The organism is Exiguobacterium sp. s194, from assembly GCF_018618275.1.
Taxonomy (GTDB): domain Bacteria; phylum Bacillota; class Bacilli; order Exiguobacteriales; family Exiguobacteriaceae; genus Exiguobacterium; species Exiguobacterium chiriqhucha.
In genome coordinates this window covers 1-24,876 of record NZ_JACSLT010000010.1, presented here as the reverse complement: position 1 = coordinate 24,876, position 24,876 = coordinate 1, and the positions used below count along the sequence as shown (strand labels likewise).

Genomic DNA, 24,876 nt, shown 5'->3' with positions numbered 1-24,876 from the left:
AGTTTCTACAAGCTTACTATACCACGCATCATGTAAGCGTTATCATAAGGCGGGTGACAATCTTGGCAACAAAAAAACGGATGGCTCGATTGCCATCCGCATCACGTCTTATTGAACTTCGTGATCATTAACCATCGGAGCGTAAAGCTCTTCAAGTGGCTTCATGATAATTTTCGTCACTTCTGTGACGAGTTGATGCATGCGTTGCTCTTCTTGCATGAGCTCCATGATCAATTCGTTCTGTTGAACGCCCATCATTTTCGTTTGCGCGTCCATCATCTCTTGTTCAGAGATTTCTTCGCCTTGCATCTGCTTCTGTTGAAGCGTCATTTGGATGTCACGGAAGTCAGCGAATAACTGGTTCGCTTCTGCATCCGCATTGACACGGTCGTATAGTGAAGAGAGATTTGTGAACTCCTCAGAATCGCGAAGTGCTTTTTCCAATTGGTAAGCATGATCGTACAAGTTTGTTTGTGACATGTGACGTCCTCCTAAATACTATTAGGGCGTGCCTCTTAAATGATGGCAATCAACCCTTGAATCAACCCAATCATACCACCTAACAAGGCGCCAAGCCATGTTATTGCCCGGAACTCTCGTTTCGAGATCGAGAGAACAATCTCTTCGAGGTACGATGTATCGAGCGAGCTCACCTGCTCTTGCACGATTTGGTCGATTTTGAGGCGGTCCATGATCGTCTCCATTTGATCCGTGAAGCGCGTAATGACGAGTCGTACTCCAGCCGGGACGAGCTCGTCGACGACGCGGTCTTCAATGTCCCGTGTGTACGAGTGGACCGTTCGATCGAGCAGCTCCCCGACCGGCAAGCGCGAGACGACTTCCGTCGTCACACCGTCAATCAACCGTTCCTCTAGACGGTCGTCAAGCAACGTATCGACCGACCGTTCGCTGAACCGTTCGAACTCACGTGTAATCATTTCCGCCATACCCGATCGCGTCGAGCCGCCGCGGAGGATATTGATAATCTCCGGTCGAATCATCTCGACAAAATTCAAGTTCTGGACGAAACCGGCGATGAATCCAAGCCGACGCTGGACGAACGAGTCGACCATGTGTCGAAGTTGGGCCTCACCCTCGACGGAATAGAAATACTCCTCCGACTTGACGAGCAAGGTATCGACAATCTCCGGAATGATGCCCCGAACGCGGTCCATGCCGTCTTCACCGAGAATCTCATACAGTTTACGCGTCTTCACATCTGCGAGGACGAGCCGGAGCTCTTGGCGGAGCTTCGTGTCCGCTTCTGCCAAGACACGAGTCTCGGCATCCGGATAAAGTGGTTCGATGAGCGATCGAATCGTCTGATCCGAGCGCAGCATCGTCCGCACTTCACCTTGGACGTAATACGTGATGTGACCGCCGACCTGTTCATCGAGCAGGCGCTTGCGCATCCCTTCCGGCGTCAACAAGTGTTTGACGACGGTCTTACCGAGGCTCGTCGCCAACTCATCGCGCCGTTTCGGGATCAAGCCTGGCGTGAACGGGACGCGCATGTTCCCAATATATTTAGGGTGATGGGGCCGGAATAACATTTTGATGGCGAGGAAGTTGGTCACTCCCCCGATTGTCGCACCGATGGCGATCATGATGAATACTTTGACTAGACTCTCCAAACTGTCTGCCTCCGATCTGAAATATGATACATTTATTGAAGAGGTGATTGTGTTGACTACGTTTGAACGAATTAAATCGATTTTCCCGATGGCTGTCCATCGGTCCGAAGAAGCGTCCAGTGACGTTCGCTGGTATCAAGCCCAGGACGGCACGGTATTCGGTCTCCCTAAACTGGAGCTGACGGAGCGTGAGCGACAGTTGCTTGAATGGTTCGCCACCCCACTCCTGACAAGACTCGACCCACGACAAGCCAAATGGCAGGACCGTCTACTCACCGATGCGTACCGGTTCGACCGGCCGTTCCGTCTCATGTCGCTCGTCCTGCATTATCAAGACCCTGAGGCACTCGAACAATTTTTAGACGTGTTAGCTGACTTTATGCCTGAAGCAGAGATTGTTCTCATGACCCGGTCTCACGTTGAAATCATTGAGACCAATCAGTTCGTCGAGCTGACCGAGTTCGAAGACGTCTTGCGGGCGATCGCGAGCGATTGTTACGTCGAGGCGCATGTCGTCTATAGCGCACGTCCGCTCGGTGACCTTGCGCCACTTTATCACCAGCATCAGGCGCTACTCCCACTCGCCAAGCTCTCTACTAAAGCTTACCCTGCTAGTCAATTATTATACCATTATTTACTACAACGCCATGAGACTTTTGATGTACGTCCCCGTCTGACGGCCCCTGTCGTCGCGTCACTCGATAAGACGACAATCGATTTATTGGAGGCGTTGTTCGCCAACTCGTTGAACGTATCGCACACGGCCAAGGCGTTATTCATGCATCGAAATACGCTCAACTATCGGCTCGATCGGCTCTACGAAGCGACCGGTTATGACGCTAGGCAGTTCTACGATGCCAGTCTGCTCCAATTGATTGTCACGTTGCACAAATCTGAGTAATCGTTTTTGTGCAACGTGTACATATTCGATGCAAGCGGTTTCATCGTATAATCAGTCTTGTAAGCGCTATTATACAAGAACAGATTCCCAGGAGGCTAACGACATGGCAGAAATTCAATTAAATCACATTGATAAAATATACGACGGTGGTGACTCGAAGGCAGTCAGCGATTTCAACTTGCACATCAAAGACCGCGAATTCATCGTCTTCGTCGGACCTTCAGGTTGTGGTAAATCGACGACGCTCCGTATGATCGCAGGACTCGAAGAAATCTCGAGCGGCGACTTCATCATCGACGGCAAGCGCATGAACGACGTCGCACCGAAAGACCGCGACATCGCCATGGTCTTCCAAAACTACGCACTTTACCCGCACATGAGTGTCTATGACAACATGGCGTTCGGTTTGAAACTTCGCAAGTTCCCGAAAGATGAAATCGACCGTCGCGTCCAAGATGCGGCCCGTATCCTCGGACTTGAAGAATACCTTCAACGTAAACCGAAAGCACTCTCTGGTGGTCAGCGTCAACGTGTCGCCATCGGCCGTGCCATCGTTCGTGATGCCAAAGTGTTCTTGATGGATGAGCCGCTCTCAAACTTGGATGCCAAGCTTCGCGTTCAAATGCGTAAAGAAATCATCCAGTTGCACAACCGTCTCGACACGACGACGATTTACGTTACCCATGACCAAACGGAAGCGATGACACTCGCGACTCGGATCGTCATCATGAAAGACGGAATCATCCAACAAGTCGGTTCGCCAAAAGAAGTATACGAAAACCCAGACAACATCTTCGTAGCCGGCTTCATCGGATCACCTTCGATGAACTTCTTCCGCGGAAAATTGGCTGATGGGAAGTTCCTCGTCGGCGGCGAAGAAATCAACGTCCCTGAAGGCAAAATGAAAGGTCTTCGTGACCGCGGTTACGTCGGCAAAGAACTCGTGCTCGGAATCCGTCCAGAATCGATTCACGATGAGCCAATCTACATCGACTCGCCAACGACGCACACGTTCCGCACGCACATCGACGTTGCCGAGCTCATGGGCGCTGAGTCGTACTTGTACGCTGAACTCGGTGGCCACCAGTTCACGGCACGGATCGATGGACGTTCGAACATCCACATGGGTGACGACGTCACACTCGCGCTCGATATGACGAAAGCTCACTTCTTCGACACGGAGACAGAACTCGTCATCCGTTAATACAAAAATCCCTTCGATTGCAACCAATCGAAGGGATTTTTTTTTGTTAGCGAATCGCATACCGACGTTCGAGACGATGCTGCCCCGCTTGGATGAGCGTCGACAAGATCCAATAGATCGATGCCGAGAACAAGAGGAGCGGCATGACGAGATACGTCGTCGCGGCGATTTGGTCTGACACGTACGTCAACTCTTGGACGGCGATGACCGAACCGAGTGACGTCGATTTGATGATATCGATGACCGAGTTGGACACCGGTGGGATCGCACGCGATAACGCCTGTGGGAAGATGATATCCTTGAAGCGCTTCGCACGCGGAATCCCGAGGGCGACGCTCGCCTCGACTTGCCCACGATCGACCGAATTGATGGCCGCGCGGAACGCTTCCGAGATATAGGCCGCAAAGTGAAGGCCTAATCCAAAGATAAGTGCCTGCATCCCGCTCAACTGGACGAAACCGGTCAGACCGACGTACAGGATGAGAAGTTGCAAGAGGAGCGGTGTGCCCCGGAAGAACGAGATATACGTACGAGTGAACAAACGAACGACTTTGACAGGGCTGCTGTGTAAGACAGCGATGATCAGACCGAGCACCAAGGCGAGGAGAATCGACAGGATACTGGCGATCAACGTCAATTGTACGGCTTCGATATAGGCCGAACGGTTCTCGATGACGGTCGTGATCAGTTCACTCATTGACTGATGTCCTCACCGAAGTACTTCTCACCGATCTCAGCCATCGTGCCGTCTTCTTGCATCTCAGCTAACGCGTCGTCCAACTTGTCGAGCACGTCTGAGTCTTGACGTGTCATGTAGCCCGCTTCACTCTTATTGAAGACGTCTCCGACCGCTTTCACGTCGTAACCTGTCTTCTCAAGCTCCGTCAAGATGAAGAGACGGTCGTTGAGTGCCGCATCGAGACGTCCGACTTGAAGGTCTTGGAGCACTTGGTTCGCGCCTTTGTAGAACTTCACTTCAGCACCGGCTTCTTCAGCGAGCTGCGCGTAGACTGAACCTTGTGTCGAGCCGACGACTTTGCCGTCGAGGTCATCGATGCCTTGAATGTCTTCGTTGTCCGAAGCGACGATGACTTGCGCACCTGATACCGCGTACGGAGTTGAGAATGCGTATTTCTCTTCACGTTCTGGCGTGATACTCATTTGGTTGGCAATCATGTCGATGCGTTCTGCGTCGAGGGCCGGTACGAGTCCTTTGAAGTCCATTGGCTCGTATTCGACCGTGTAACCGGCACGCTCGGCCGCTTCGTTCAATACATCGATGTCATACCCTGTGATTTCACCTTTGTCTTTGTACGTGAATGGCGGGTACGTCGCTTCTGTCCCGACTGTGATGACGGCTTCTTCTGAGCCGCTGTCTGTCTCTGTCCCGCAAGCCGCGAGCACCCCGAACGATGCTCCGATTGCAAGTACTGCTGTTAATGATTTTTTCATGGTAATTTCCGCCTTCCTGATAATCCGTATATGATTACATGGTTATGAACAATACACTCATCATACTGAGGGGGGCATATCTTGTCAAACAAAAGACACCACCCTCGTCAGGGCGGTGTCGTCGATTAATCGATTGCTTTCGCTTGCTTCATGACATCGCGTTCAATCGCTTCCCGTTTCACTGTCGTTTTCTCCGCGCTATCGGCGTGGACACTGAAATAGAATTTGATTTTCGGTTCGGTCCCAGACGGACGCAGGCAGAACCATGAGCCGTCCTCGAAGATGAATTTGAGTACGTTCGACGATGGCAACTCGATCGCTTCCGTCTCGCCTTGCTGCAAGTTTTTCGCGACTTGTTGCTTGTAATCCTCGAAGCGGACGACTTCGTAGCCGCCGACTTCTTGTGGCGGATTGGCGCGGAACGCCTCCATCATTCGACCGATTTGTTCGAGACCGGCCTTTCCTTTCAACGTCATCGATTGGAGCGACTCCTCGTAGAAGCCATACTTCTCATAGACGGCTTGGAGGGCATCGTACAACGTGCGCCCGTGCTGTTTATGGAAAGCCGCCATCTCGGCGCCGAGTAAGCACGCCTGGACGGCATCTTTGTCACGGCAGAAGTCTCCAATCAAATAACCGTAGCTCTCTTCGTAACCGAATAAGAACTGGTACTGGCCCGACTCTTCATACTGCTTGATTTTCTCGCCGATGAATTTGAAACCGGTGAGCGTGTTCTCGAGGTGGACCCCATACGCCTTGGCGATGGCCGCCCCGAGTTCTGATGTGACGATCGTCTTCGCGACGAAGCCGTTCGTCGGAAGCGTCCCCGTCTCCACTTTTTGAGACAAAATGTAATCCATGAGAAGCGCCCCGGTCTGGTTCCCCGTCAAGACGAACCATTCGCCATTGCGGTCACGGACCGTGAAGCCGACACGGTCGGCGTCTGGGTCCGTCGCCATGAGCAAGTCGGCCCCGACGCGGTCGCCGTACTGCATCGCGAGCTCGAAGGCAGCTCGTTCTTCCGGGTTCGGATAACTGACCGTCGGGAATGCCCCGTCCGGCTCAGCCTGTTCGTCGACGATGGTGACGTGTTCGAACCCATATGCTTTCAATCCTTCCATGACCGGGCGACGTCCCGTCCCATGAAGTGGTGAATAGACGATTTTGAGCGGATCGCCTTGGACGTCCGTATGAATCCGAATCGATTGGAGAGCTTCCATGTATGCCGCATCGACCGACGCATCGACCGTGACGAGTGTGCCCTCGGACCGAAGCGGTGCCTCATCTTTAACGTCAATCTTCAATTCATCTTCGATGGCATTGACGTACGAGACGAGCTCATCGGCTTCGGCCGGTGGCAATTGTCCACCGTCGGCGCCATACACTTTGAAGCCGTTATATTCCGGCGGGTTGTGGCTCGCCGTGATGACGATGCCGCCGAAGGCGTTCAAATGACGGACGGCGAATGACAACTCTGGCGTCGCCCGCAAACTCGGGAACAAGTATGTCTTAATCCCGTTCGAAGCGAGTGTGCGTGCCGCCTCGAGCGCAAACTCTGGCGAGAAGTGACGCGAGTCGTGGGCGATGACGACGCCGTGACGTTTCGCTTCTTCCCCTGACGCGGCGATAAAATCGGCAAAGCCTTGCGATGCCTTGCGAATCGTATAGATGTTCATCCGGTTTGCCCCTGGACCGATTTCACCGCGCATACCGCCCGTCCCGAATTCGAGCGTCTTATAGAAGGCATCCTCGAGTGATGTCTCGTCTTGCTCGAGCACCTCGAGTTCGGCGCGCAAATGCGGCTCGAGCGCCTCGTGTTGTTTCCATCGGTCATATGTCTGTTGCCATGTCATGGTCAGTTCCCCTTTCGACATTCAAAAATTCAATCGAAGTACTCGCCAATTTGTTCCATCTTGTATACGATGGGAGTAACGAAACTTCGAGGTGATACTATGTTTCCAACTATGCGTGCCCAAGAATTGAAACACATCGTCCATACGGACTCGATCCGCTTCATTGATTGCCGCTATTCATTAAACGACGCCTCATACGGAAAGTATGCGTATCGACAAGGACATCTGCCTAACGCCGTCTTCCTTGATTTGATGGAAGACTTGTCCGGACCGTTGTCCGAGCACGGCGGACGCCATCCGCTGCCGTCTAAACAGGCATGGACCGAAACGCTCCGCCGCATCGGGATTCAACGCGATGACTTGGTCATCATCTACGACGACGGCTTCCCGTTCGCCGCTCGTGCGTGGTGGTTATTCAAGTGGGCCGGCCATGAGCGCGTCATCGTGCTCGAAGGCGGCATCCAATCCGGCATCACTTACTGCGGGGAGACGACGACAGACGTCCCGTCCTATCCCGTTTCCGACTATACACCCGTCTTCCAAGACGAGATGATCGCGACGATTGAAGACGTGCGCGCCGCCACCGTCACTGGTGGGTTATACGATTCAAGAACGGCCGACCGTTACGACGGCAGCCATGAACCGATTGACCGCAAGCCCGGGCATATCCCGAACGCCGTGCTCTGTCCCTATACCGAGGCCGTCACCGACTTAGGGACGCTTCAAGACTTCCACGATTTGAAAGAGCATTACGCCGACGTCCTCGATGTCCCGAATCCCATCTTTTATTGCGGGAGCGGGGTCACCGCCTGCGTCAACATTTTGGCGCTACACGCCCTCGGTAAAGACGATGTGCGTCTGTACCCCGGCTCTTACTCTGATTGGATTAGTTATCCAGAAAACAAGGTCCACCCGTAACGGGTGGATTTTTTTATTTGACGCTCGTCGGTTTAATGTTCCAAACGGCGTTCGCATATTCTGTGATCGTCCGGTCACTCGAGAAGATACCCGATTTGGCCGTATTGACGATCGAACTCTCGGCCCAGCGTGCCTTGTCGGCGAATACTTCATCGACACGACGCTGTGCCTGCATGTATGACGCGAAATCTTTCAAGACGAGGAAGTCGTCATTATAGACGAGAAGCGAATCGAAAATCGCTTGGAATTGGTATTCTCCAACCTTGTCGAATGTCCCGTTGACGAGTCCGTCGACGACGTTGCGCACGTCCGTGTTCGCATGATAGATGTCGGCCGCATGGTAACCGCCGAACTTCTTATAGTTCATGACTTCTTGCGGCGTCAATCCGAAGATGAAGATGTGGTCGTCGCCGACCGCGTCGCGAATCTCGATATTGGCGCCGTCGAGCGTCCCGATTGTGAGCGCCCCGTTCATCATGAACTTCATGTTGCCGGTACCTGACGCCTCGTAGCTCGCTGTCGAGATTTGCTCACTCAAGTCCGAACCTGGGAAGATGCGCTCGGCCATCGAGACGCGATAGTTCTCAAGAAAAACGATTTTGATGAAGCGGCTCGCCCGTTTGTCATTGTTGATCATCGACGCAAGGGCGTTGATATAGCGAATGACTTCTTTGGCATAATAATACCCTGGTGCCGCCTTCGCCCCGAAGATGAACGTACGTGGGACCATCGTGAACGTCGGATCGGCTTGAATCTTTTGATAGAGCGCGTGAATGTGCATCGCGTTCATCAATTGACGTTTATAGGCGTGCAGTCGCTTGACTTGGACATCGAAAATCGAGTCCGGGTCGACGGCGATGCCCGTCTCGGCTTGGATATAACTTGCCAAATCCAGTTTGTTCTGTTGTTTCACGTTCATGACCTGTTCTTGGAAGCTCGCATCTTTCGAGACACCCATCAACTTCTCGAGATCGTTCGGATGTTCAATCCATGATGGACCAATTGCATCCGTAATCAAATTCGAGAGGCGTGGATTCGACTTGAGGAGCCAGCGTCGATGCGTGATGCCGTTCGTCTTGTTGTTGAACCGGAGCGGGAACATCTCGTACAAATGACGCATTTCGCGTTGCTTCAAGATGTCCGTATGAATCCGGGCCACCCCGTTCGTCGAGTGCGAACCGACGACGGCAAGGTTTGCCATGTTGATGTGTTCGTTCGATACGATTGCAATCTCGCCCATATGTGGCTCGAGATGCGGATAGTTGACGAGGACATCTTTACAGAAACGGCGATTGATTTCCGTGATGATTTGATAAATGCGTGGCAATAACCGTTCATACATCTCGACCGGCCACTTCTCGAGCGCCTCGGCGAGGAGTGTGTGGTTCGTGAACGACATGACGCTCTTCGTCACACGCCACGCTTCGTCCCAGCCGTAACCATGATCGTCCATCAAGATCCGCATGAGTTCAGGAATGGCCACGACCGGATGCGTGTCGTTAATATGGACCGCATAATGGTCGCCTAAGTGCTTCAAGGATTTATTATGACGTAAGTAAGACGCGATCATCGACTGGACGCCCGCCGAGACGAAGAAGTATTGCTGCTTCAAACGAAGCACTTTTCCTTCGTACGTCGTGTCGTCCGGATACAGGAATTCAGAAATGGTCGCAATCGACTGCTTATACTTCAACAAATCTTTATACGACCCTTTCGTCCGTTCCATATACTCCTCATCATCAAACGGCGACTCGGCGTTCCAAAGTCGGAGCGTGTTGACGACGTCGTTTTTGTACCCGATGATTGGCATATCGTAAGGGACGGCCCTTACGACTTCGTCCGGATGGTGGACGACCCGGAGCCGGTCACCGATTTGACGCATCTCAATCCAGCCGCCGAAATTGACGTCGATGGCGCGATCCGCTCGGCGTGTTTCCCACATGTTCCCGTCACGAAGCCAGTTGTCTGGCAACTCGACTTGATAGCCGTCAACGATTTTTTGTTTGAACAAGCCGTAACGGTAGCGAATTCCGTTCCCGTGTCCTGGGAGACTGAGCGCTGCGAGCGAGTCAAGGAAGCAGGCGGCTAGGCGGCCGAGACCGCCGTTACCGAGACCTGGTTCCGGCTCATATTCGGTAATATCGGTGAAATTGAATCCGAGCTCATCGAGTCCCTCTTGCACGACTTCGAGGACGTCCATACTGAGTAAATTGTTGTACAGAAAACGACCGAGCAAAAATTCAAGTGAGAAATAAATGACTTGTTTACTTTGTTTTTCTTCATGCTTGTCGCGGGTGTTGATCCATTTCGGAATTGCCTGCTCGCGCACCATCGTGGCCAACGTTTGATACACTTCCTGGTCGGTCCCTTCATCAAACGACTTCCCGTTTAATGCGACAAATCTCTCTTGGAATGAAGTGACGAAGCTCTGTTTGTCTGTAAACATATGTGTGTAAAACTCCTTCCGGTCATGCAAATAGGTGATACAACTCACGGTATTGCTTCGCAGATTGTTTCCAACTAAAGTCCGCGGTCATCGCTTGGTGGACGAGCGCGTTCCACGTGTTGTCCTCGTAGAAGACGCGAATCGATTTCTCGATCGTCGCGAGCATCTCGTGAGCGTTATAGTTCAAGAAACCAAAACCTGTGCCTTCTTGTGTGTATTCGTTATACGGTTTGACTGTATCGCGCAGTCCACCCGTTTCGCGTACGATTGGAAGCGTCCCGTAACGCATCGAGATGAGTTGGCTGAGACCGCACGGCTCGAAGCGGGATGGCATGAGGAATGCGTCCGATCCGGCATAAATCAAGTGGGCGAGTTCGATATCGAAACCGATATATGACCCGACCTTGCCAGGGTGTGACGCCGTCATATGATGGACGATGCCTTCATACTCCGGTTGGCCCGATCCGAGGAACACGAACTGACAGTCCAAGTTCCCGAGCTCCTCACTCACCGCTTCAATCAAATCAAGACCTTTTTGTTCGACGAGTCGACTGACGAAGCCGATCAACATGACATCGTCACGTACCTCGAGGCCGAACCGTTCTTGGAGCACACGCTTGTTGGCGAGCTTCCCTTCTTTGACCGTATCGAGATTGTACGTCTGGGCGATGCGCTTGTCCGTGCTCGGGTCATTCGTCGCCAAATCGAGGCCGTTCAAAATCCCTCGGACGTCGACAGACCGATAACGGAGTGTCGCGTCGAGCCCTTCCCCGTAGTACGGTTCCATGATTTCGTCACGATACGACGGACTGACCGTCGTGATTTGGTCTGAATGGACGATGCCCGCCTTCATGTAGTTGACGAGACCGTTATGTTGAATTCCTTCCGCCGTGAAGTGTTCCGGACCGAACTGTAACAGCTCGCCGAGGACCGCTTCCGGGAAGATGCCTTGGTATTGCAGGTTATGGATGGTAAAGACGGTACGAATGCGTTGATACGCCTCGATATGTTGATAATGGATCCGCAAGAAGGCTGGGACGACACCGGTCTGCCAATCATGACAGTGGAGCACGTCAGGCACGTCTTCCGCTTCGAGCTTCCCGATCATCTCGAGCACTGCACGAGAGAAGAATGCGAAGCGCTCGGCATCATCGTAATGGCCATAGAGCACGCCTTCCCGTTTAAAGTAATATTCGTTGTCGATGAAGTAATACGTGATTCCATCGCGTTCAAGCTTGAGGACGGCACCGAACTGCTTGCGCCAGCCGACCGGAACGATCAGATCGAACATGTATTCCATTTCATCTACGTACTCTTGAGCAATCGTGCCATACTTCGGCATGATGACACTCACTTCTTCACCAAGGCTAGACACCGCTTGAGGGAGCGAGCCGATGACATCGGCAAGCCCCCCCGTTTTCATGAACGGTGCTGCTTCTGAAGCGACATACCATATTTTCATAATATCCCCCTTACACCGTTGTCCGTTTTCCGATTACGATCGGTTCATCGACCGTACCACGAATGACTTGCCCTCGTTTGACGACCACTTCTTTATCTAAAATGGCGTTCTCGACGACAGCCCCTTCTTCGATGATCGATTTGGATAGAATGATTGAGTTTTTAACGCGGGCGTGTTCGCTGACGACGACACCGCGGAAGAGAATGCTGTTTTGAACTTCACCGCTGATTTTACAGCCGTTCGCGACGAGCGCCTCATTCACCTTCGACCCGTTCAAATAGCGTGTCGGTGGCTCATGTTTAATCTTCGTATAAATGTGTGGGAAGTCGTAAATGATTCCCTCATGACGAAGTAAGCGCATACTCTCATTATAGTATGAAAGCACAGAGTGAATCACCTGCATTTTGCCAGTATAGTGATACCCGTGAACGTGAAGGCGGTGCAGCTGCGGACGGATGACACCGTCGAGCAAGTCATACTCGCCTCTTGACGTCGCTTCATCGACGAGACGAAGGAACAGGTTTTTCGACATGACAATCGTCTCCGTATACGTATACTCATCGCTCGGGCTGTATCCGCGCTCACCGATGCCGACGACGCGATCGTTCTCGCCGAGACGGATCGGGCGGCAATAGCCACACTTCTGTTCATGGCCTGTATAGGCGAGCGTGATGTCCGCCCCCATCGATTTGTGATGCTCGAGCATGTCTTGGAAATCGATTGTCGTCAACACGTTCGACCCTGTGATGACCACATACGGTTGCTTGCTACGCACAAAATGTTCGCGGTGCATCGAGAAGTTGGCCAAATCGCCGAGGTAGGCTTCTCCGTCAGGTTTGAGTGCCGGCGGGAAGATGTGCAGGCCGCCTTGTGAGCGGTCTAAATCCCATTCTTTCCCTGATCCCAAGTGGTCCATGAGTGAGCGGTATTTATCAAGTGTGAAAATACCAACTTGGTTGATGCCTTGAGTGATCATGTTCGTCAATGTAAAGTCAATTAGGCGATAACGCCCTGAGAACGGGACAGCCGCTAAATTGCGGTGCCCCGTGAATTCAGGAAATAAACCCTCTTCAGTTCCTAGGTTGATGATCCCTAACAAATCATTCGTCAACAGTAACGCCTCCTTGCGTCGGTCTTTTTTTAAATCAAACACGTTGTTTGAAGACTGTGCCGCTCTCGATATTTTCATGTGGTTCAATGACAACGATCTCACCACCCGGCTCGCCAACTGTCGCCCCGTCTTGAATGACGGCACAGCTCGCGACGATCGCTCGATGAATCGTTACATCTTTTCCAATCCGTGCTCCCGGCATGATGACCGAGTCTTTGACGAGCGAGCCTTCACCGACACGTACATCGTAGAACAAGACCGAATGTTGGACCTCGCCCTCGATTTGGCAGCCTTCGTTAATGACCGACTGTTCGACACACGCATCTTTCCCGATGAATTGCGGTGTTTGGTTCGGGTTGACCGAATAGATTTTCCAGTTCGGATCGTAAAGGTCGAACGGTGGATCTTCTTCGAGCAAATCCATGTTGGCTTCCCAAAGCGATTGAATCGTTCCAACGTCTTTCCAGTAGCCTTTGAATTTATAAGCGAACACGTCTAAGCCGTCGAGAAGCGTGTTCGGAATGATGTTTTTCCCGAAGTCGAAACTTGATGTCTCGTCTTCCGCGTCTTGAATCAAATGCTCCCGAAGTACTTTCCAGTTGAAGATGTAAATCCCCATCGAGGCCAAGTTGCTCTTCGGCTTCTCTGGCTTCTCGTCGAACTCATTGATGCGAAGATCGTCGCTCGTATTCAAAATCCCAAAGCGTGGCGCCTCGTCCCATGGCACTTCCATGACTGAGATTGTGACATCGGCTTGTTTCTCTTTATGGAAATCGAGCATCTTCTCATAGTCCATCTTGTAAATGTGGTCCCCCGATAGGATCAACACGTACTCCGGATCGTAGTCGTCGATATAGCTCAAGTTCCGATAAATCGCATTGGCCGTACCTTCGTACCAGTTTTTTCCCGACTGAGCTTGGTATGGTGGTAAGATGGCCAAGCCTCCATTGCGGCGGTCCAAATCCCAGGCTGACCCGATGCCTAGGTAACGGTTCAATTCCAGTGGCTCATATTGTGTTAACACGCCCACCGTCGTGATTCCCGAATTGGTACAGTTCGATAATGGAAAATCGATGATCCGGTACTTCCCTCCAAAGTTGACAGCAGGTTTTGCCGTCTTCCGTGTGAGAGGCCCGAGTCGTTTCCCTTCTCCTCCTGCGAGGAGCATCGCAACCATTTCTTGCTTCATAGTACAGCCTCCTAAATTCATAATATAAACATCTATTACCCTCTTTCTCTACTTCCTAATGTATTCCTGCCCAAATTATTATATGATAACGTTTACATTTTGAATTTTTTTGAAAGATTGACGATATAATGTATGAAGAGAGAGGTGAGACGATGCGAGCGTGGATTGGGACACTATTTTTTGCTGGACTGTTAGCCGTCGGCGGGACGATCAGCGGAGCGTTAAAAGAAGAAATTGAGCAAGCGAAACAGATTATGACGTGGGGTGAAAAGACGGTCAACGCTACCCCGCTCGCGTCGAAACATGCCGTCACGTTGACGTACAAAGGCGGGACGGAACGGCTCTATTTGAACGGTCGACGCGATGACGTCTCTGTCGCGCGCTTTCCGGCCCACCTCCGTGAAGCCATCATGACCATCGAAGACCGCAAGTTTAACGCCCATCCGGGATATGACCTCGGTGGTATCGCTCGGGCTTTCATCAATAACGCCAATGAATCCTCGCGCCAAGGCGGCAGCACCATCACCCAACAGCTCGCCCGGAACGTCTATTTGACGCACGAGCGGACATATGAGCGCAAAGTGAAGGAATTATTGCTCGCCCGGGCGCTTGAAAAACAATATAGTAAAAAAGAAATTATGACAGCATACAGCAATGTCATCTTCTTCGGACATAACGTTTACGGGATTCAAGCAGCAGCCGAGACGTATTTCGCCCGCCCGCTCGAAGATTTGAACTGGAATCAAATCGCTTTCCTGTTAACCATCCCGAACAATCCATCTTTATATGATCCGCTCGATCCGTCAGAATCGTTCTATGAGCGCAAAGATCGAATCCTCACCCAGCTCCGTGATGCCGGCGTCATATCGAGACAAGCGTATGAAACGCATCATGGGGTGAAGCTGACGGCGACGTACCGTCAACACGTCGTCCGTTATCCCGATTATATGGATACGGTCATGAAAGAGGCGATTCGACTCGTCCGCTCACGTTATGATCTCGATGAAGAAGCAGCCAGAGACTACTTGGCGACCAATCAAGCGACAATCGAGACGCATCTGTCCGTCGCCCGGCAACAACAGGCGAAACAAGTCATGACAAAACTGCCGAACGGTTTGAACGGCGGCTACGCCGAGCTGACGCCGAACGGACGCATCATCGCCCTCGTCGATTCAGAGATGACCCAATCGGGTGAATTCAATCGGGCCACGCAAGCGTTCCGCCAACCTGGGTCAGCCATCAAACCTGTCCTCGTGTTCGCGCCCTATATAGAAGAGACCGGAGCGAAACTCGATACCATCCTCGACGGTCGGCCAGTCTGTTACGGGACGTATTGTCCGACGAACAGCGGAAATCGTATCCTCGGTGATGTATCGTTCCGCGATACGGTCGCGTATTCCTACAACACGCCGGCGCTCGCCGCCTTCACCGCGATCGATCAAGAGGCAGCGTATACGACGGCGGACATGATGTTCAGCCAGTGGGACGCTAAGAGCGATAACAGTCTCGCCAGCGCACTCGGCGGTTTGACCCAAGGCGTGTCGCCCAAAGAGCTTGCCGCCGCCTATACCCCGTTTCTCAACCAAGGCGTGTACGTGTCCGGCCAGACGATTAAACAGATTCGCTTCGAGTCGGGCGCAGCTACGATCACGCCAAGCATGACGAAGCAAGCTGTCTGGTCGAAAGCGACCGTCGCGACGATGCGGGAGGCGTTGTCCGCTGTCACCACTTACGGGACGGGACGTTACGCCAACCAAATCAAAGGGCCTTATATCGGCGGGAAGACCGGTACGACGAACTCGCATAAAGACATGTGGTACGTCGGTTTGACCGATGAGTCAATCACGGCCATCTGGCTCGGCGCCGACACGCCGCGGCCGTTCCCGGAGCTCGCCAACCGGGCCTATCCTGCTATCGTTTGGACGGAAGCACATCGCTAAAAAGCCAGGGACATCGTTGTCCCTGGCTTTTTATGGTCGTCGATACGTCTGGCACGTGTAGTCCCCCCATGCCTCGAACAGTTCATGTTGTTGAATCAGTTTCCATGGATTGAACAGCGTCTGCCCGTTCTTGTTGAAGAAGAGTCCGGCGCCGATGCAGTATGTCGCGTGTTGGACACGCCCTGCCTCATCAACGAACGTGAGCACATCCCCTCGTTCGGTCAGTTCCGACTCGGTTCTCATGTAACCAGCCTGACCGAGCGTCTGGAGGAATGTGCCAGGATGGACCCATTGCGTCGCCATCCACTCCGCACCTGTCACCGCGAACAGCGTGGCCGCGAGGCAATTGCTGCCTGACGTGACCGGGAAGGTGTTAGCAAGGCGTCGCACATGGTCAGGACAAGTATCGGGAATAGAACTCGCCGTCCACTCGTCCCAAGCTTTGGCGTACTCGAACGTCAGTTGACGACGCATCTCGTCTGGCATCACCTGAAAGGCTGACTGATGTAAGATGAGATACGGCACATCGTCTACCGTCACAATCGAAGTCGCCAACGAATCGATTTCCATGTCAGTCGCCGGGAAAACGAGCCCCCGTCCGACCGTGACTTGATAGGCAAGCAACTCGCGTCTCACTTCTGGCAATAATGTCGCGACCCACCCCGGCGGCGCATGCAAGACGACAACAGCCTCGCGGTCGATGGTCCAATACGTATAGGCGTTGGCCATGCGGATGTCCCGATAAGACGGATGCACGTCGAATTCTGCCCGTGGGATCATCAAGACGTTCGCATCCGCACCGAGTCGCGTCACGAGTCTCGCATCCGCCATGAATAAGTCCATCGGTGGCACCATCGAACCCATCCATGCCTGGACGACTTCTTCGGTCGGAATGAGGGGAATCGTCGCATTCACCGTCATAGGATGATGTCCCCGACCGAGTTAAACAAGCGTAGCATCGCCCAAGCGAGGCCGCTCAACAGGATGGCCCACATCATCGCTTGAATCAAGAGCAGACCGATTGCCCGAAACGTCGACATCAACTGACTGACTTGCCATATGTAATAGAACAAATAGAGGACGAATGTGCCGAGCAATACCGCGATGACGGCAAGGAGCGAGTTCAGGAACAAGAAGCTGATTCCCGACCCGACCAGAAAAATCGTCGCCCCTGGCTTGAGACGATGGAGCGAGCTGCCGTTCGTCTCACGCGCGAAGAAGGCGAATCCGAGTTGATTGAACGTGTCGGCCACGAGCTTGAAGGCGCTGAACAGCATGAAGTAAATGGTAAAGAACACGACGAGCACGAGCACTTTTGACTCCTGTACGGACAACAGGGCGATAATCTCGCTGTAGACACCGACACGGGTCAGCCATTGAATCACATACTCGCTCGTGGCGATCGCAAGCGACATCGAGAACAGAATAATCCCAATCAACGGGGCATAGCTTAACAAGTACACGTTTGTTTTCATATCGGCTCCAATTTCACAAGAATTTCTCATATTCAGTGCAAATCTATTATCAAGTATATTATAATATTCGTAGTCACGGAGAACAAAAGGGGGATTTTCAGATGGGTTTGTTACTAATGGTCGGAATCAGCGTCGTCTTCCTCGCAGCTATCTTTACAGCTGGATACAACAGAAAACCTGAAGGTAATCAATAAGAGCCGAGATTCTCACGAATCCGGCTCTTTTTTATTTCAACCCAGCATATCCTTGTTGGCGGAGCGCCTCATAGACGATAATCGCCGCCGTGTTCGAGACGTTGAGCGATCGCACGAGGTTCGATTGCGGCAAGCGGATGCAACGGTCGAGGTTATTCTCGATCACTTCCATCGGCAACCCTTTCGTCTCGCGACCGAAGACGAAGAAATAGTCTTTGTCGACCGCAGACACGTCGAGGTCACTCGGGTACTGTTCCCCGTACTTGGTAATGTAAAAGAACTCTCCGTCCGGGTGCTTGGCCCACAGTTCGTCAAGCGAATCGTGATACCGCACATCGACGAACTGCCAATAATCGAGCCCGGCTCGTTTGAGCATTTTATCGTCTGTCGAAAAACCTAACGGACGAATCAAATGAAGCACCGAATTCGTCGCGGCACATGTGCGCGAGACGTTACCTGTATTCGCCGGGATTTCTGGTTGGAACATTACTACATGGATTGCCATAATCTACTCCTCACTTCACTTGTTCGAGATCAAGTAATCGTTGTTTTTGATGAATACCGCCACCGAAACCGGTCAGTTGTCCTCCGCTACCGATGACGCGGTGGCACGGGAAAATGACGGGCAACGGATTCCGGTTCAGTGCCTGGCCGACCGCACGAACCGCTTTTGGTCGTCCGATCTGTTCGGCGATTTGTTTGTACGTCCGCGTCTCTCCGAACGGGATCGTTAAGAGCGCATCCCATACTTCTTGCTGAAAGACGGTCCCGTTCATCTCGATCCACTCGCGGTCAGACGGTTGAAGCCCGTCTTGTTCGACACGTTCAATCAGTTCGGTCAGCCAAGCTGGTGCCGAACCATCATCCGCTTCCGTCTCCGCAAAGTCTAACGCACATAGCTTTCCATTGGCGTTCAATTCATAGCCTAACGTTCCCCATTTAGATGACACGGTCTTCATGACTCCACTCCTCTCGGAATAATCGAATCTCTTCATGTACGAGCTCCGACGTCTCCGTCGACTCGATCTGTTGATAAATCGTCTCGGCTTCGGCTCCAAGAATCGCCCCGATTGCCCAGACCGCTGTCGCCCGCATGTCTTCGCGCTCATCCTGTTGGATGAAGTCTTCGAGCACCGGCACGGCTGACGGTTCCCGATAATGGGCCAACGCTAAAATCGCATTTCGCTGAATCGGTTTTTTCCCGCGCCATGCGCCAGACAGATGACCGAACTTTGCTTTGAACTCGCGATTGCTCATATTCAAGAGCGGGACGAGCAACGGTTTGACGATTTCCGCTTCCGGAATCAGTTCCTCATGATGACGCCAGTCCTTCTTCCGATTATACGGACAGACTTGTTGGCACGTGTCACAGCCGTATAGCCGTCCGCCGAGCTTCGAGCGGAACTCGCGTGGCATGAGCGTCTTCATTTGCGTCAAATAGGCGATGCAACGTTTTGCGTCGAGCACACCCGGTTCGATGAGCGCCGTCGTCGGACATGACGTCATGCATTTCGTACATTCTCCGCACCCGTCCTCAATCATCTCATCCGGTGGTAAGTATGTGTCCAGGATCATCTCGCCTAGATAGAGGTACGACCCCTTCTCGGGCGAAATGATGGAACAGTTCTTGCCGCTGAAGCCGATTCCGGCCCGTTCGGCCACCGCCCGATCGACAAGCTCTCCCGTATCGACCATCGAGCGTGTCCGGACGCCCGGGACGAGCTGTTCAATATACGCCTGCAATTGTTCGAGTCTCGAGCCGACAGCGCGATGGTAGTCGAGCCCCCACGATGCCCGGGCGAATAAACCGCGGCGCTCATCGGCCACACTACGCGGCGCATCCTTCAATTTGCTCGGATACAAGATGGCGATTGCAATAATCGACTGCGCTTCTTCAAGTAACAGCGTCGGTGTCGTCCGTTTGTCCAAGTCAGGCTCCTCGAACCCCGAAGCGAATCCCTTTTCTTGTTGCTTCACGAGACGTTGCTTCATGACGATGAACGGGTCGGCCGTCGTCACTTTCAACTCGTCAATCCCAATCGTCGTCGCGTACGCCACAATCTTCTGTTTAAGTCTTTCCGGGCTCATCCCGTTCATCGAATCACCTCTTTCATGCCTATTTTCGCATACAAAAAATCTCCCCGCCAGTCGGCAGAGAGATGATGAAGCGGGTGAAGAGAATCGAACTCTCGTCATCAGCTTGGAAGGCTGAGGTTTTACCATTAAACTACACCCGCATGGTTCATATGAGTCGGCTGTAAAAGCGACTACAATCAATATACATCTATACCTTTCGGAAGTCAACACTTTTAAAGAAATTTCTTTGATGGCTTATCAAGTCTATATGTTTATTGTCTGAGTACATCTAATTCCCTTATTTATCTTCTTTAAATCATATCTCAATATAAGATAGCTGTGGCGATATAAAAATATCCTGCCGACAAAGCCGGCAGGAATGTGCGTCACAACGATGACGTCTTCGGTTCCCGAAGCAAGTGCTTAATATCGCGGAACGTGACGAACGTCTTGTTCTGAGCATCGTACAGTTTGTAGCGTAGCGACTTCAAACTCGACCATAGACCAATCGTCGTCGCTTTTTGGAGCGGCGGCGTCGACGTATGAGCTTGTTCAAGGTTGTAGTTCGGTACACGCGGGCTCAAGTGATGAACATGGTGGAAACCGATATTCCCGGTTACCCACTGCAACACTTTCGGCAACTCGTAATACGAGCTTCCCTCGATCGCAGCCTTCACGTAGTCCCACTCGCTCTCGTCCTCGAAATACGAGTCTTCGAACGTATGCTGTACGTAGAACAACCAGATTCCAAGGACACCGGCTGTGAACATTGTCGTGCCTTGAACAATCAAGAACGCTTTCCAACCGACGATCGCGATGACGAGCGCATAGAGAACGACGAGCGACAAGTTAATGAGGTATGTGTTATTCCGTTCTTTTTTACGCGCATCTTTCCGATTGAAACGGCTTGTGACAAGAATCAAGAACAACGGCCCGAGACCGAACATGACGAGCGGGTTACGGTATAGACGATATTGCAATCGAGTCCATCTCGATGCCTCGACGTATTCTTCAATCGTCATGACCCAAATGTCACCGACGCCACGTTTGTCCAAGTTACCACTCGAAGCATGGTGAATCGAATGCTCTCGTTTCCATTTCTCATATGGGAACAACGTTAGAATCCCCATAATCGTCCCGACGATAGCGTTCGCTTTTTTATTCTTGAAAAACGAACCGTGCGTACAGTCGTGGAAAATGATGAACATCCGGACAACAAAACCAGCTGCGACGATGGCGAGTGGAATGGTCAAGAAGACCGAGATTTGGAGCGCCTGATAGGCAAGAATCCAGGCGGCAAGAAACGGCAAGATCGTGTTGATCATCTGCCGGACGCTCTTCTTCACATCAGCCTTTTCAAACGGCGAGACATGCTTTCGGAGCTGGGCGATTTTTTCTTTACTCATGTAGAACTTCCTCCTCAATTGCAAATAGCGATGACGACAACAAAAATGAAATATGAAACCAAATACACTATGAGATTGACGAGCAACGTGACCGTCATTAGAATTTATTCATCATAAAATATTATTACCAGGTAATTATATCACATCACAGACGGAAAATCGTTTATTCCAAATGAGTTATCAAATCATTTTTTTGTTTCTTTTATCTATTTTTCCATATTAATCCCTTATATGGGATTAATGGTATTTGAAGTATGTTAGAATCCAACTATGTACAGATAGGAGGAAATGATTTTGGTCTCAAAACTGAAACAGCTATTTACCCCGAAGCGACTCATCATCGTGACGAGTGTCTTCATCTTGCTCATTCCAGTCTTTTGGATCAGCTACACGTTTTATAAAAACTTAAGTCAAGGTGTCGAGAATGAGAATCTTGATGACAAATACGCCAAACGCGTCAAAGAATTACAAATCGAAGTATCTAAAGAAGACCCATTAGACCGGAGAGGCAACTCCACCGCAAAGACTCGTGTTGAATTAGAGGTCTCTTTCAATGAAGAGAAACCAAGTCGAACTGAATTAATCAAAAGCATGCACTTGATGACACACCAAAAAATATCAGCCCGTTCTAAATGGGGTGCGATTCCAATGACACCAGACAATATACAACAGTCGACTGAGTATTTGGAGCTCCTAAAAACTAAATTCAAAATTGGTGACAGTATGTACTCGGAATTGAAAACGATGCTCGATCACTGGTCACAAGGTGACTTCTCTCAAGCGGACAAGGAACAAGATCGTTTGTTGCACTTCCTCCAAGCAAACAGAGGATTCTCGAACGGATTGGCGACTGAGAACGAAGAAGAACTCTTTATCCTGAACAATTTCGGACCTGATTATTTAAATACTTTGGACGAAGCGACGTATACGTCATATGAAGAATCATCTCCATGATGGTTCTTTTTTTCATGGATCCTAAAAAGCTCTAACCGAGGTTAGAGCTTACTGAGTCTTCGCTTAAGACTTTCTTGCGCTTCTGGTGGTAACAACCAGTTGAACCAACGTCCATGCCATCCGTTTCGGCGAGCACGAACTCACTCTTTCTGCCGTCGATAATAAGATCGAGGTGGAGTAGCTTGTCTTGGACATTATTATAGATGTGACAGACGTCCCGGTACTCCCCGATACAGTCGACTTGACGCAAAAGCTCATACTTGGTTTCAAGTGGCATTTGATTCGCCACGTGTGTATGGAAGATACAGACGATGCTGTCCGTTTCAATCGAATCGACTCGTGTTTTTAATAATTGAACTCCATCCCCTTGAATCAACTCCAATGGGTGTGACCCGATCAACGCACTCGCCTGTTCAAATAGCTCGAGACGAGTTTCATGTTCCGGCCAGATGAGAGCCTTCAACCACAATTTTTCATCTGCATCGGTCAAATCGACGATATTCAAATCGAACCCGATTCGTTCCCGGACTGGAGGAAGCGGTAGATTCAGTCGAGGTCTTCCTTCGCCAATCACCTCCGCTGAAATCTCGAGAGATGACGTGACGTTCCCGACCAGTTCGCTGTCGCCATATCGATAGCTGTACTGATCCCATAGGAGCTGTAGACCGGCGCTCGTACCAATCTCCACTAAAGACAACGGTTGCTTTGAGTATCTAGAAATCATACCGAACACTGGATATAAATACGCACACCGTCTCACTTCGTTCGTTTGAACGAGCCTAGTCTGTAAGAGAGCAACCAACTCAGTTTCATAAGTTGTGCAAAATTGCTGAAAACTCGGAAATAGTCCTTCATCTACCTCTTTCGCTTCAATGGCCACGCTTGGGTAATAGTCTCCTAATGGATGCTGGTGCCCACTCAAGAGCAGATAATGGACTGCCCCAAACAACAGGTTCGGAATAGGCTGTCCTGGATTGGCTTGCTCACATAATGTGAGAATCGACACGTCTGTCGCTATCTCGTTCGACAATGATTCATAAAGAACACTCGAACCTCTACACTCGTTTGCAGCAAATCTCATAAAAGCTTGAGCGATTTGATCTGTCGGCAATGTACTTCCCCCTTCGTCCCCTTGCACAATCGTACACTCCTTGCTTATTCCTTACGCATCGCTCACTTCCCTTTATTTTTAAACTTTCACATACAAAAAAAGACCCTAGCCTCAGCTAGGATCTACGGATACCGGTGGTCGGAGTCGAACCGACACTCCAGAGGAACACGATTTTGAGTCGTGCGCGTCTACCAATTCCGCCACACCGGCATATTATGTTGGAGGCGCCAGTCGGAATCGAACCGACGATAGAGGAGTTGCAGTCCTCTGCCTTACCACTTGGCTATGGCGCCAAATTTAATGGAGCGGAAGACGGGATTCGAACCCGCGACCCCGACCTTGGCAAGGTCGTATTCTACCACTGAACTACTTCCGCATAATGGCTGGGCTGGAAGGGATCGAACCTACGCATGTCGGAATCAAAATCCGATGCCTTACCACTTGGCTACAGCCCAATAAAATGGGGCGACTGAAGGGAATTGAACCCTCGAATGCCGGAATCACAATCCGGTGCGTTAACCACTTCGCCACAATCGCCATAATTATATTAGAAAGCAGGGGCAGCAGGAATCGAACCCGCGCTGACGGTTTTGGAGACCGTAGTTCTACCGCTAAACTATGCCCCTAAGTGGTGGGGGGGGGCGGATTCGAACCGCCGAACCCGAGGGAGCGGATTTACAGTCCGCCGCGTTTAGCCACTTCGCTACCCCCCCACATGGTGGCTTTGGACGGAATCGAACCGCCGACACAAGGATTTTCAGTCCTTTGCTCTACCAACTGAGCTACAAAGCCATGTATGTAGTAATTTAATTTAAAAAATGGCGGTCCTGACGGGATTCGAACCCGCGATCTCCTGCGTGACAGGCAGGCATGTTAACCGCTACACCACAGGACCACACTAATTGCGGGGGCTGGATTTGAACCAACGACCTTCGGGTTATGAGCCCGACGAGCTACCAGACTGCTCCACCCCGCGACGATATAAAATTTAAATGGTGACCCGTACGGGATTCGAACCCGTGTTACCGCCGTGAAAGGGCGGTGTCTTAACCGCTTGACCAACGGGCCATACTATTGATTGAAAAACTGGCGGAGAGCAAGGGATTCGAACCCTTGAGACGGTTTTGCCGCCTACACGAATTCCAATCGTGCTCCTTCGGCCACTCGGACAGCTCTCCAAAAAGAGAAAAGTGGCTCCGCAAGTAGGATTTGAACCTACGACCTACCGGTTAACAGCCGGTTGCTCTACCACTGAGCTATTGCGGAACGATCTTGCCTGGCAGCGTCCTATCCTCACAGGGGGAGACCCCCAACTACTTTCGGCGCTGAAGCGCTTAACTTCCGTGTTCGGCATGGGAACGGGTGTGGCCGCTTCGCTATCGCCACCAGACAAGTATTATATTAACATTATTTAGTCATAACGTCAATATTTTTTAAGAGATTGTTCTCTCAAAACTGAAGACTCATCAATTCATGCAAACCTTAGACTAGATCAAAGCCTCGACCGATTAGTATCATTCAGCTCCACACGTCGCCGTGCTTCCACCCAT

The 24,876-nt window shown here is 51.4% G+C and carries 20 protein-coding genes, 14 tRNA genes, 1 rRNA gene and 1 pseudogene; 5 read left to right on the top strand and 31 right to left on the bottom strand.

The window, feature by feature from the left end:
• Nucleotides 1–108: 108 nt before the first annotated feature.
• The gene (locus tag KNP85_RS12700; protein WP_021066724.1) at nt 109–480 is read right to left on the bottom strand and encodes a YlbF/YmcA family competence regulator; all 372 of its coding nucleotides are present in this window, start codon (nt 478–480) and stop codon (nt 109–111) included.
• Between the two features lie 35 nt (nt 481–515).
• Nucleotides 516–1,607, bottom strand: coding sequence for a DUF445 domain-containing protein (locus tag KNP85_RS12695; protein ID WP_131472313.1), 1,092 nt, complete (start codon nt 1,605–1,607; stop codon nt 516–518).
• A 76-nt stretch (nt 1,608–1,683) separates the two neighbouring features.
• Here KNP85_RS12695 and KNP85_RS12690 point away from each other — a divergent pair, with 76 nt between their 5' ends.
• Nucleotides 1,684–2,535: a PucR family transcriptional regulator gene (locus KNP85_RS12690; RefSeq protein ID WP_214803313.1), complete on the top strand. Its 852-nt coding sequence runs from the start codon at nt 1,684–1,686 to the stop codon at nt 2,533–2,535.
• Between the two features lie 103 nt (nt 2,536–2,638).
• Nucleotides 2,639–3,739 (top strand): ABC transporter ATP-binding protein, encoded by a 1,101-nt coding sequence (locus KNP85_RS12685; RefSeq protein ID WP_021066727.1) that lies wholly within the window; start codon nt 2,639–2,641, stop codon nt 3,737–3,739.
• A 46-nt stretch (nt 3,740–3,785) separates the two neighbouring features.
• Here KNP85_RS12685 and KNP85_RS12680 read toward each other — a convergent pair whose 3' ends face one another.
• From KNP85_RS12680 to KNP85_RS12670, 3 genes are all read right to left on the bottom strand, one after another.
• Nucleotides 3,786–4,436, bottom strand: coding sequence for an amino acid ABC transporter permease (locus KNP85_RS12680; protein ID WP_021066728.1), 651 nt, complete (start codon nt 4,434–4,436; stop codon nt 3,786–3,788).
• On the bottom strand, nt 4,433–5,191 hold the full coding sequence (locus tag KNP85_RS12675) for a transporter substrate-binding domain-containing protein (RefSeq protein WP_029595989.1): 759 nt from the start codon (nt 5,189–5,191) through the stop codon (nt 4,433–4,435). Before KNP85_RS12675 ends, KNP85_RS12680 begins: the two co-directional genes overlap by 4 nt.
• 125 nt (nt 5,192–5,316) lie before the next feature.
• Entirely contained in the window at nt 5,317–7,044 is a 1,728-nt protein-coding gene (locus KNP85_RS12670) for a phospho-sugar mutase (RefSeq protein ID WP_029595990.1), read from the bottom strand.
• 99 nt (nt 7,045–7,143) lie between these two features.
• Here KNP85_RS12670 and KNP85_RS12665 point away from each other — a divergent pair, with 99 nt between their 5' ends.
• Entirely contained in the window at nt 7,144–7,962 is an 819-nt protein-coding gene (locus KNP85_RS12665; RefSeq protein ID WP_029595991.1) for a sulfurtransferase, read from the top strand.
• A 13-nt stretch (nt 7,963–7,975) separates the two neighbouring features.
• Here the strand turns inward: KNP85_RS12665 and KNP85_RS12660 are convergent, their stop codons facing one another.
• The 4 genes from KNP85_RS12660 to KNP85_RS12645 are packed head-to-tail and all read right to left on the bottom strand — an operon-like array spanning nt 7,976 to nt 14,170.
• Nucleotides 7,976–10,408: a glycogen/starch/alpha-glucan phosphorylase gene (locus KNP85_RS12660; protein ID WP_214803311.1), complete on the bottom strand. Its 2,433-nt coding sequence runs from the start codon at nt 10,406–10,408 to the stop codon at nt 7,976–7,978.
• A gap of 22 nt (nt 10,409–10,430) precedes the next feature.
• Nucleotides 10,431–11,870, bottom strand: coding sequence for a glycogen synthase GlgA (gene glgA, locus KNP85_RS12655; RefSeq protein WP_029595993.1), 1,440 nt, complete (start codon nt 11,868–11,870; stop codon nt 10,431–10,433).
• A gap of 10 nt (nt 11,871–11,880) precedes the next feature.
• Nucleotides 11,881–12,981 carry a glucose-1-phosphate adenylyltransferase subunit GlgD gene (gene glgD, locus KNP85_RS12650; RefSeq protein ID WP_021066734.1) on the bottom strand — a complete coding sequence of 367 codons (1,101 nt, stop codon included), beginning with the start codon at nt 12,979–12,981 and terminating at the stop codon, nt 11,881–11,883.
• A 34-nt stretch (nt 12,982–13,015) separates the two neighbouring features.
• Entirely contained in the window at nt 13,016–14,170 is a 1,155-nt protein-coding gene (locus KNP85_RS12645) for a glucose-1-phosphate adenylyltransferase (protein WP_029595994.1), read from the bottom strand.
• A 152-nt stretch (nt 14,171–14,322) separates the two neighbouring features.
• Between KNP85_RS12645 and KNP85_RS12640 the strand changes: the two genes are divergently transcribed.
• A complete protein-coding gene (locus KNP85_RS12640; RefSeq protein WP_236355803.1) occupies nt 14,323–16,110 on the top strand; it encodes a transglycosylase domain-containing protein in 1,788 nt (595 codons plus the stop codon).
• Between the two features lie 30 nt (nt 16,111–16,140).
• Here KNP85_RS12640 and KNP85_RS12635 read toward each other — a convergent pair whose 3' ends face one another.
• The 7 genes from KNP85_RS12635 to desA form a co-directional block, all read right to left on the bottom strand.
• Complete coding sequence (locus KNP85_RS12635) at nt 16,141–17,031, bottom strand: hypothetical protein (protein WP_058765770.1); 891 nt, start codon at nt 17,029–17,031, stop codon at nt 16,141–16,143.
• Nucleotides 17,028–17,585: a DUF5366 family protein gene (locus KNP85_RS12630; RefSeq protein ID WP_021066738.1), complete on the bottom strand. Its 558-nt coding sequence runs from the start codon at nt 17,583–17,585 to the stop codon at nt 17,028–17,030. The genes KNP85_RS12635 and KNP85_RS12630 overlap by 4 nt, the downstream gene beginning before the upstream one ends.
• Nucleotides 17,586–17,810: 225 nt before the next feature.
• Nucleotides 17,811–18,284: a tRNA (uridine(34)/cytosine(34)/5-carboxymethylaminomethyluridine(34)-2'-O)-methyltransferase TrmL gene (gene trmL, locus KNP85_RS12625; RefSeq protein WP_021066740.1), complete on the bottom strand. Its 474-nt coding sequence runs from the start codon at nt 18,282–18,284 to the stop codon at nt 17,811–17,813.
• 10 nt (nt 18,285–18,294) lie between these two features.
• Entirely contained in the window at nt 18,295–18,738 is a 444-nt protein-coding gene (locus KNP85_RS12620) for a methylated-DNA--[protein]-cysteine S-methyltransferase (protein WP_214714060.1), read from the bottom strand.
• Nucleotides 18,719–19,867 carry a tRNA epoxyqueuosine(34) reductase QueG gene (queG, locus tag KNP85_RS12615; RefSeq protein WP_031200100.1) on the bottom strand — a complete coding sequence of 383 codons (1,149 nt, stop codon included), beginning with the start codon at nt 19,865–19,867 and terminating at the stop codon, nt 18,719–18,721. The genes KNP85_RS12620 and queG overlap by 20 nt, the downstream gene beginning before the upstream one ends.
• Nucleotides 19,868–19,945: 78 nt before the next feature.
• Nucleotides 19,946–20,016, bottom strand: a tRNA-Gly gene (locus tag KNP85_RS12610).
• 225 nt (nt 20,017–20,241) lie between these two features.
• Entirely contained in the window at nt 20,242–21,261 is a 1,020-nt protein-coding gene (desA, locus tag KNP85_RS12605; RefSeq protein WP_021065768.1) for a Delta(5) desaturase DesA, read from the bottom strand.
• Nucleotides 21,262–21,555: 294 nt separating this feature from the next.
• On the opposite strand from desA, the gene KNP85_RS12600 reads away from it, so the two are divergent.
• Complete coding sequence (locus KNP85_RS12600; RefSeq protein WP_214803308.1) at nt 21,556–22,215, top strand: DUF6241 domain-containing protein; 660 nt, start codon at nt 21,556–21,558, stop codon at nt 22,213–22,215.
• 41 nt (nt 22,216–22,256) lie between these two features.
• Here the strand turns inward: KNP85_RS12600 and KNP85_RS12595 are convergent.
• The 15 genes and pseudogenes from KNP85_RS12595 to rrf form a co-directional block, all read right to left on the bottom strand.
• Nucleotides 22,257–23,296: pseudogene (locus KNP85_RS12595) on the bottom strand (DUF2332 domain-containing protein).
• Between the two features lie 159 nt (nt 23,297–23,455).
• Nucleotides 23,456–23,536, bottom strand: a tRNA-Leu gene (locus tag KNP85_RS12590).
• Nucleotides 23,537–23,545: 9 nt separating this feature from the next.
• A tRNA-Cys gene (locus KNP85_RS12585) sits at nt 23,546–23,619 on the bottom strand.
• Nucleotides 23,620–23,627: 8 nt separating this feature from the next.
• A tRNA-Gly gene (locus tag KNP85_RS12580) sits at nt 23,628–23,702 on the bottom strand.
• Between the two features lie 4 nt (nt 23,703–23,706).
• Nucleotides 23,707–23,781: transfer RNA gene (locus tag KNP85_RS12575), tRNA-Gln, on the bottom strand.
• 6 nt (nt 23,782–23,787) lie between these two features.
• Nucleotides 23,788–23,863, bottom strand: a tRNA-His gene (locus KNP85_RS12570).
• 18 nt (nt 23,864–23,881) lie between these two features.
• Nucleotides 23,882–23,952, bottom strand: a tRNA-Trp gene (locus KNP85_RS12565).
• A 3-nt stretch (nt 23,953–23,955) separates the two neighbouring features.
• Nucleotides 23,956–24,039 (bottom strand) — tRNA-Tyr (locus KNP85_RS12560).
• Nucleotides 24,040–24,042: 3 nt separating this feature from the next.
• Nucleotides 24,043–24,118 (bottom strand) — tRNA-Phe (locus tag KNP85_RS12555).
• Between the two features lie 27 nt (nt 24,119–24,145).
• Nucleotides 24,146–24,221: transfer RNA gene (locus KNP85_RS12550), tRNA-Asp, on the bottom strand.
• A 7-nt stretch (nt 24,222–24,228) separates the two neighbouring features.
• A tRNA-Met gene (locus KNP85_RS12545) sits at nt 24,229–24,302 on the bottom strand.
• A gap of 17 nt (nt 24,303–24,319) precedes the next feature.
• A tRNA-Glu gene (locus KNP85_RS12540) sits at nt 24,320–24,394 on the bottom strand.
• A gap of 19 nt (nt 24,395–24,413) precedes the next feature.
• Nucleotides 24,414–24,504, bottom strand: a tRNA-Ser gene (locus tag KNP85_RS12535).
• A 13-nt stretch (nt 24,505–24,517) separates the two neighbouring features.
• Nucleotides 24,518–24,592, bottom strand: a tRNA-Asn gene (locus KNP85_RS12530).
• Nucleotides 24,593–24,600: 8 nt separating this feature from the next.
• Nucleotides 24,601–24,716: ribosomal RNA gene (gene rrf, locus KNP85_RS12525) — 5S ribosomal RNA — on the bottom strand.
• Nucleotides 24,717–24,876: the final 160 nt, after the last annotated feature.

Excerpts from the sequence above, each read along its gene's own strand:
- trmL (WP_021066740.1), bottom strand. The coding sequence starts at position 18,284 with ATGGCAATCCATGTAGTAATGTTCCAACCAGAAATCCCGGCGAATACA.
- KNP85_RS12680 (WP_021066728.1), bottom strand. The coding sequence starts at position 4,436 with ATGAGTGAACTGATCACGACCGTCATCGAGAACCGTTCGGCCTATATC.
- KNP85_RS12685 (WP_021066727.1), top strand. The coding sequence starts at position 2,639 with ATGGCAGAAATTCAATTAAATCACATTGATAAAATATACGACGGTGGT.
- KNP85_RS12695 (WP_131472313.1), bottom strand. The coding sequence starts at position 1,607 with ATGATCGCCATCGGTGCGACAATCGGGGGAGTGACCAACTTCCTCGCC.
- KNP85_RS12665 (WP_029595991.1), top strand. The coding sequence starts at position 7,144 with ATGTTTCCAACTATGCGTGCCCAAGAATTGAAACACATCGTCCATACG.
- queG (WP_031200100.1), bottom strand. The coding sequence starts at position 19,867 with ATGAGCCCGGAAAGACTTAAACAGAAGATTGTGGCGTACGCGACGACG.
- KNP85_RS12700 (WP_021066724.1), bottom strand. The coding sequence starts at position 480 with ATGTCACAAACAAACTTGTACGATCATGCTTACCAATTGGAAAAAGCA.
- KNP85_RS12640 (WP_236355803.1), top strand. The coding sequence starts at position 14,323 with ATGCGAGCGTGGATTGGGACACTATTTTTTGCTGGACTGTTAGCCGTC.
- KNP85_RS12660 (WP_214803311.1), bottom strand. The coding sequence starts at position 10,408 with ATGTTTACAGACAAACAGAGCTTCGTCACTTCATTCCAAGAGAGATTT.
- KNP85_RS12630 (WP_021066738.1), bottom strand. The coding sequence starts at position 17,585 with ATGAAAACAAACGTGTACTTGTTAAGCTATGCCCCGTTGATTGGGATT.
- KNP85_RS12635 (WP_058765770.1), bottom strand. The coding sequence starts at position 17,031 with ATGACGGTGAATGCGACGATTCCCCTCATTCCGACCGAAGAAGTCGTC.
- KNP85_RS12645 (WP_029595994.1), bottom strand. The coding sequence starts at position 14,170 with ATGAAGCAAGAAATGGTTGCGATGCTCCTCGCAGGAGGAGAAGGGAAA.
- KNP85_RS12670 (WP_029595990.1), bottom strand. The coding sequence starts at position 7,044 with ATGACATGGCAACAGACATATGACCGATGGAAACAACACGAGGCGCTC.
- desA (WP_021065768.1), bottom strand. The coding sequence starts at position 21,261 with ATGAGTAAAGAAAAAATCGCCCAGCTCCGAAAGCATGTCTCGCCGTTT.
- glgA (WP_029595993.1), bottom strand. The coding sequence starts at position 11,870 with ATGAAAATATGGTATGTCGCTTCAGAAGCAGCACCGTTCATGAAAACG.
- KNP85_RS12620 (WP_214714060.1), bottom strand. The coding sequence starts at position 18,738 with ATGAAGACCGTGTCATCTAAATGGGGAACGTTAGGCTATGAATTGAAC.
- KNP85_RS12675 (WP_029595989.1), bottom strand. The coding sequence starts at position 5,191 with ATGAAAAAATCATTAACAGCAGTACTTGCAATCGGAGCATCGTTCGGG.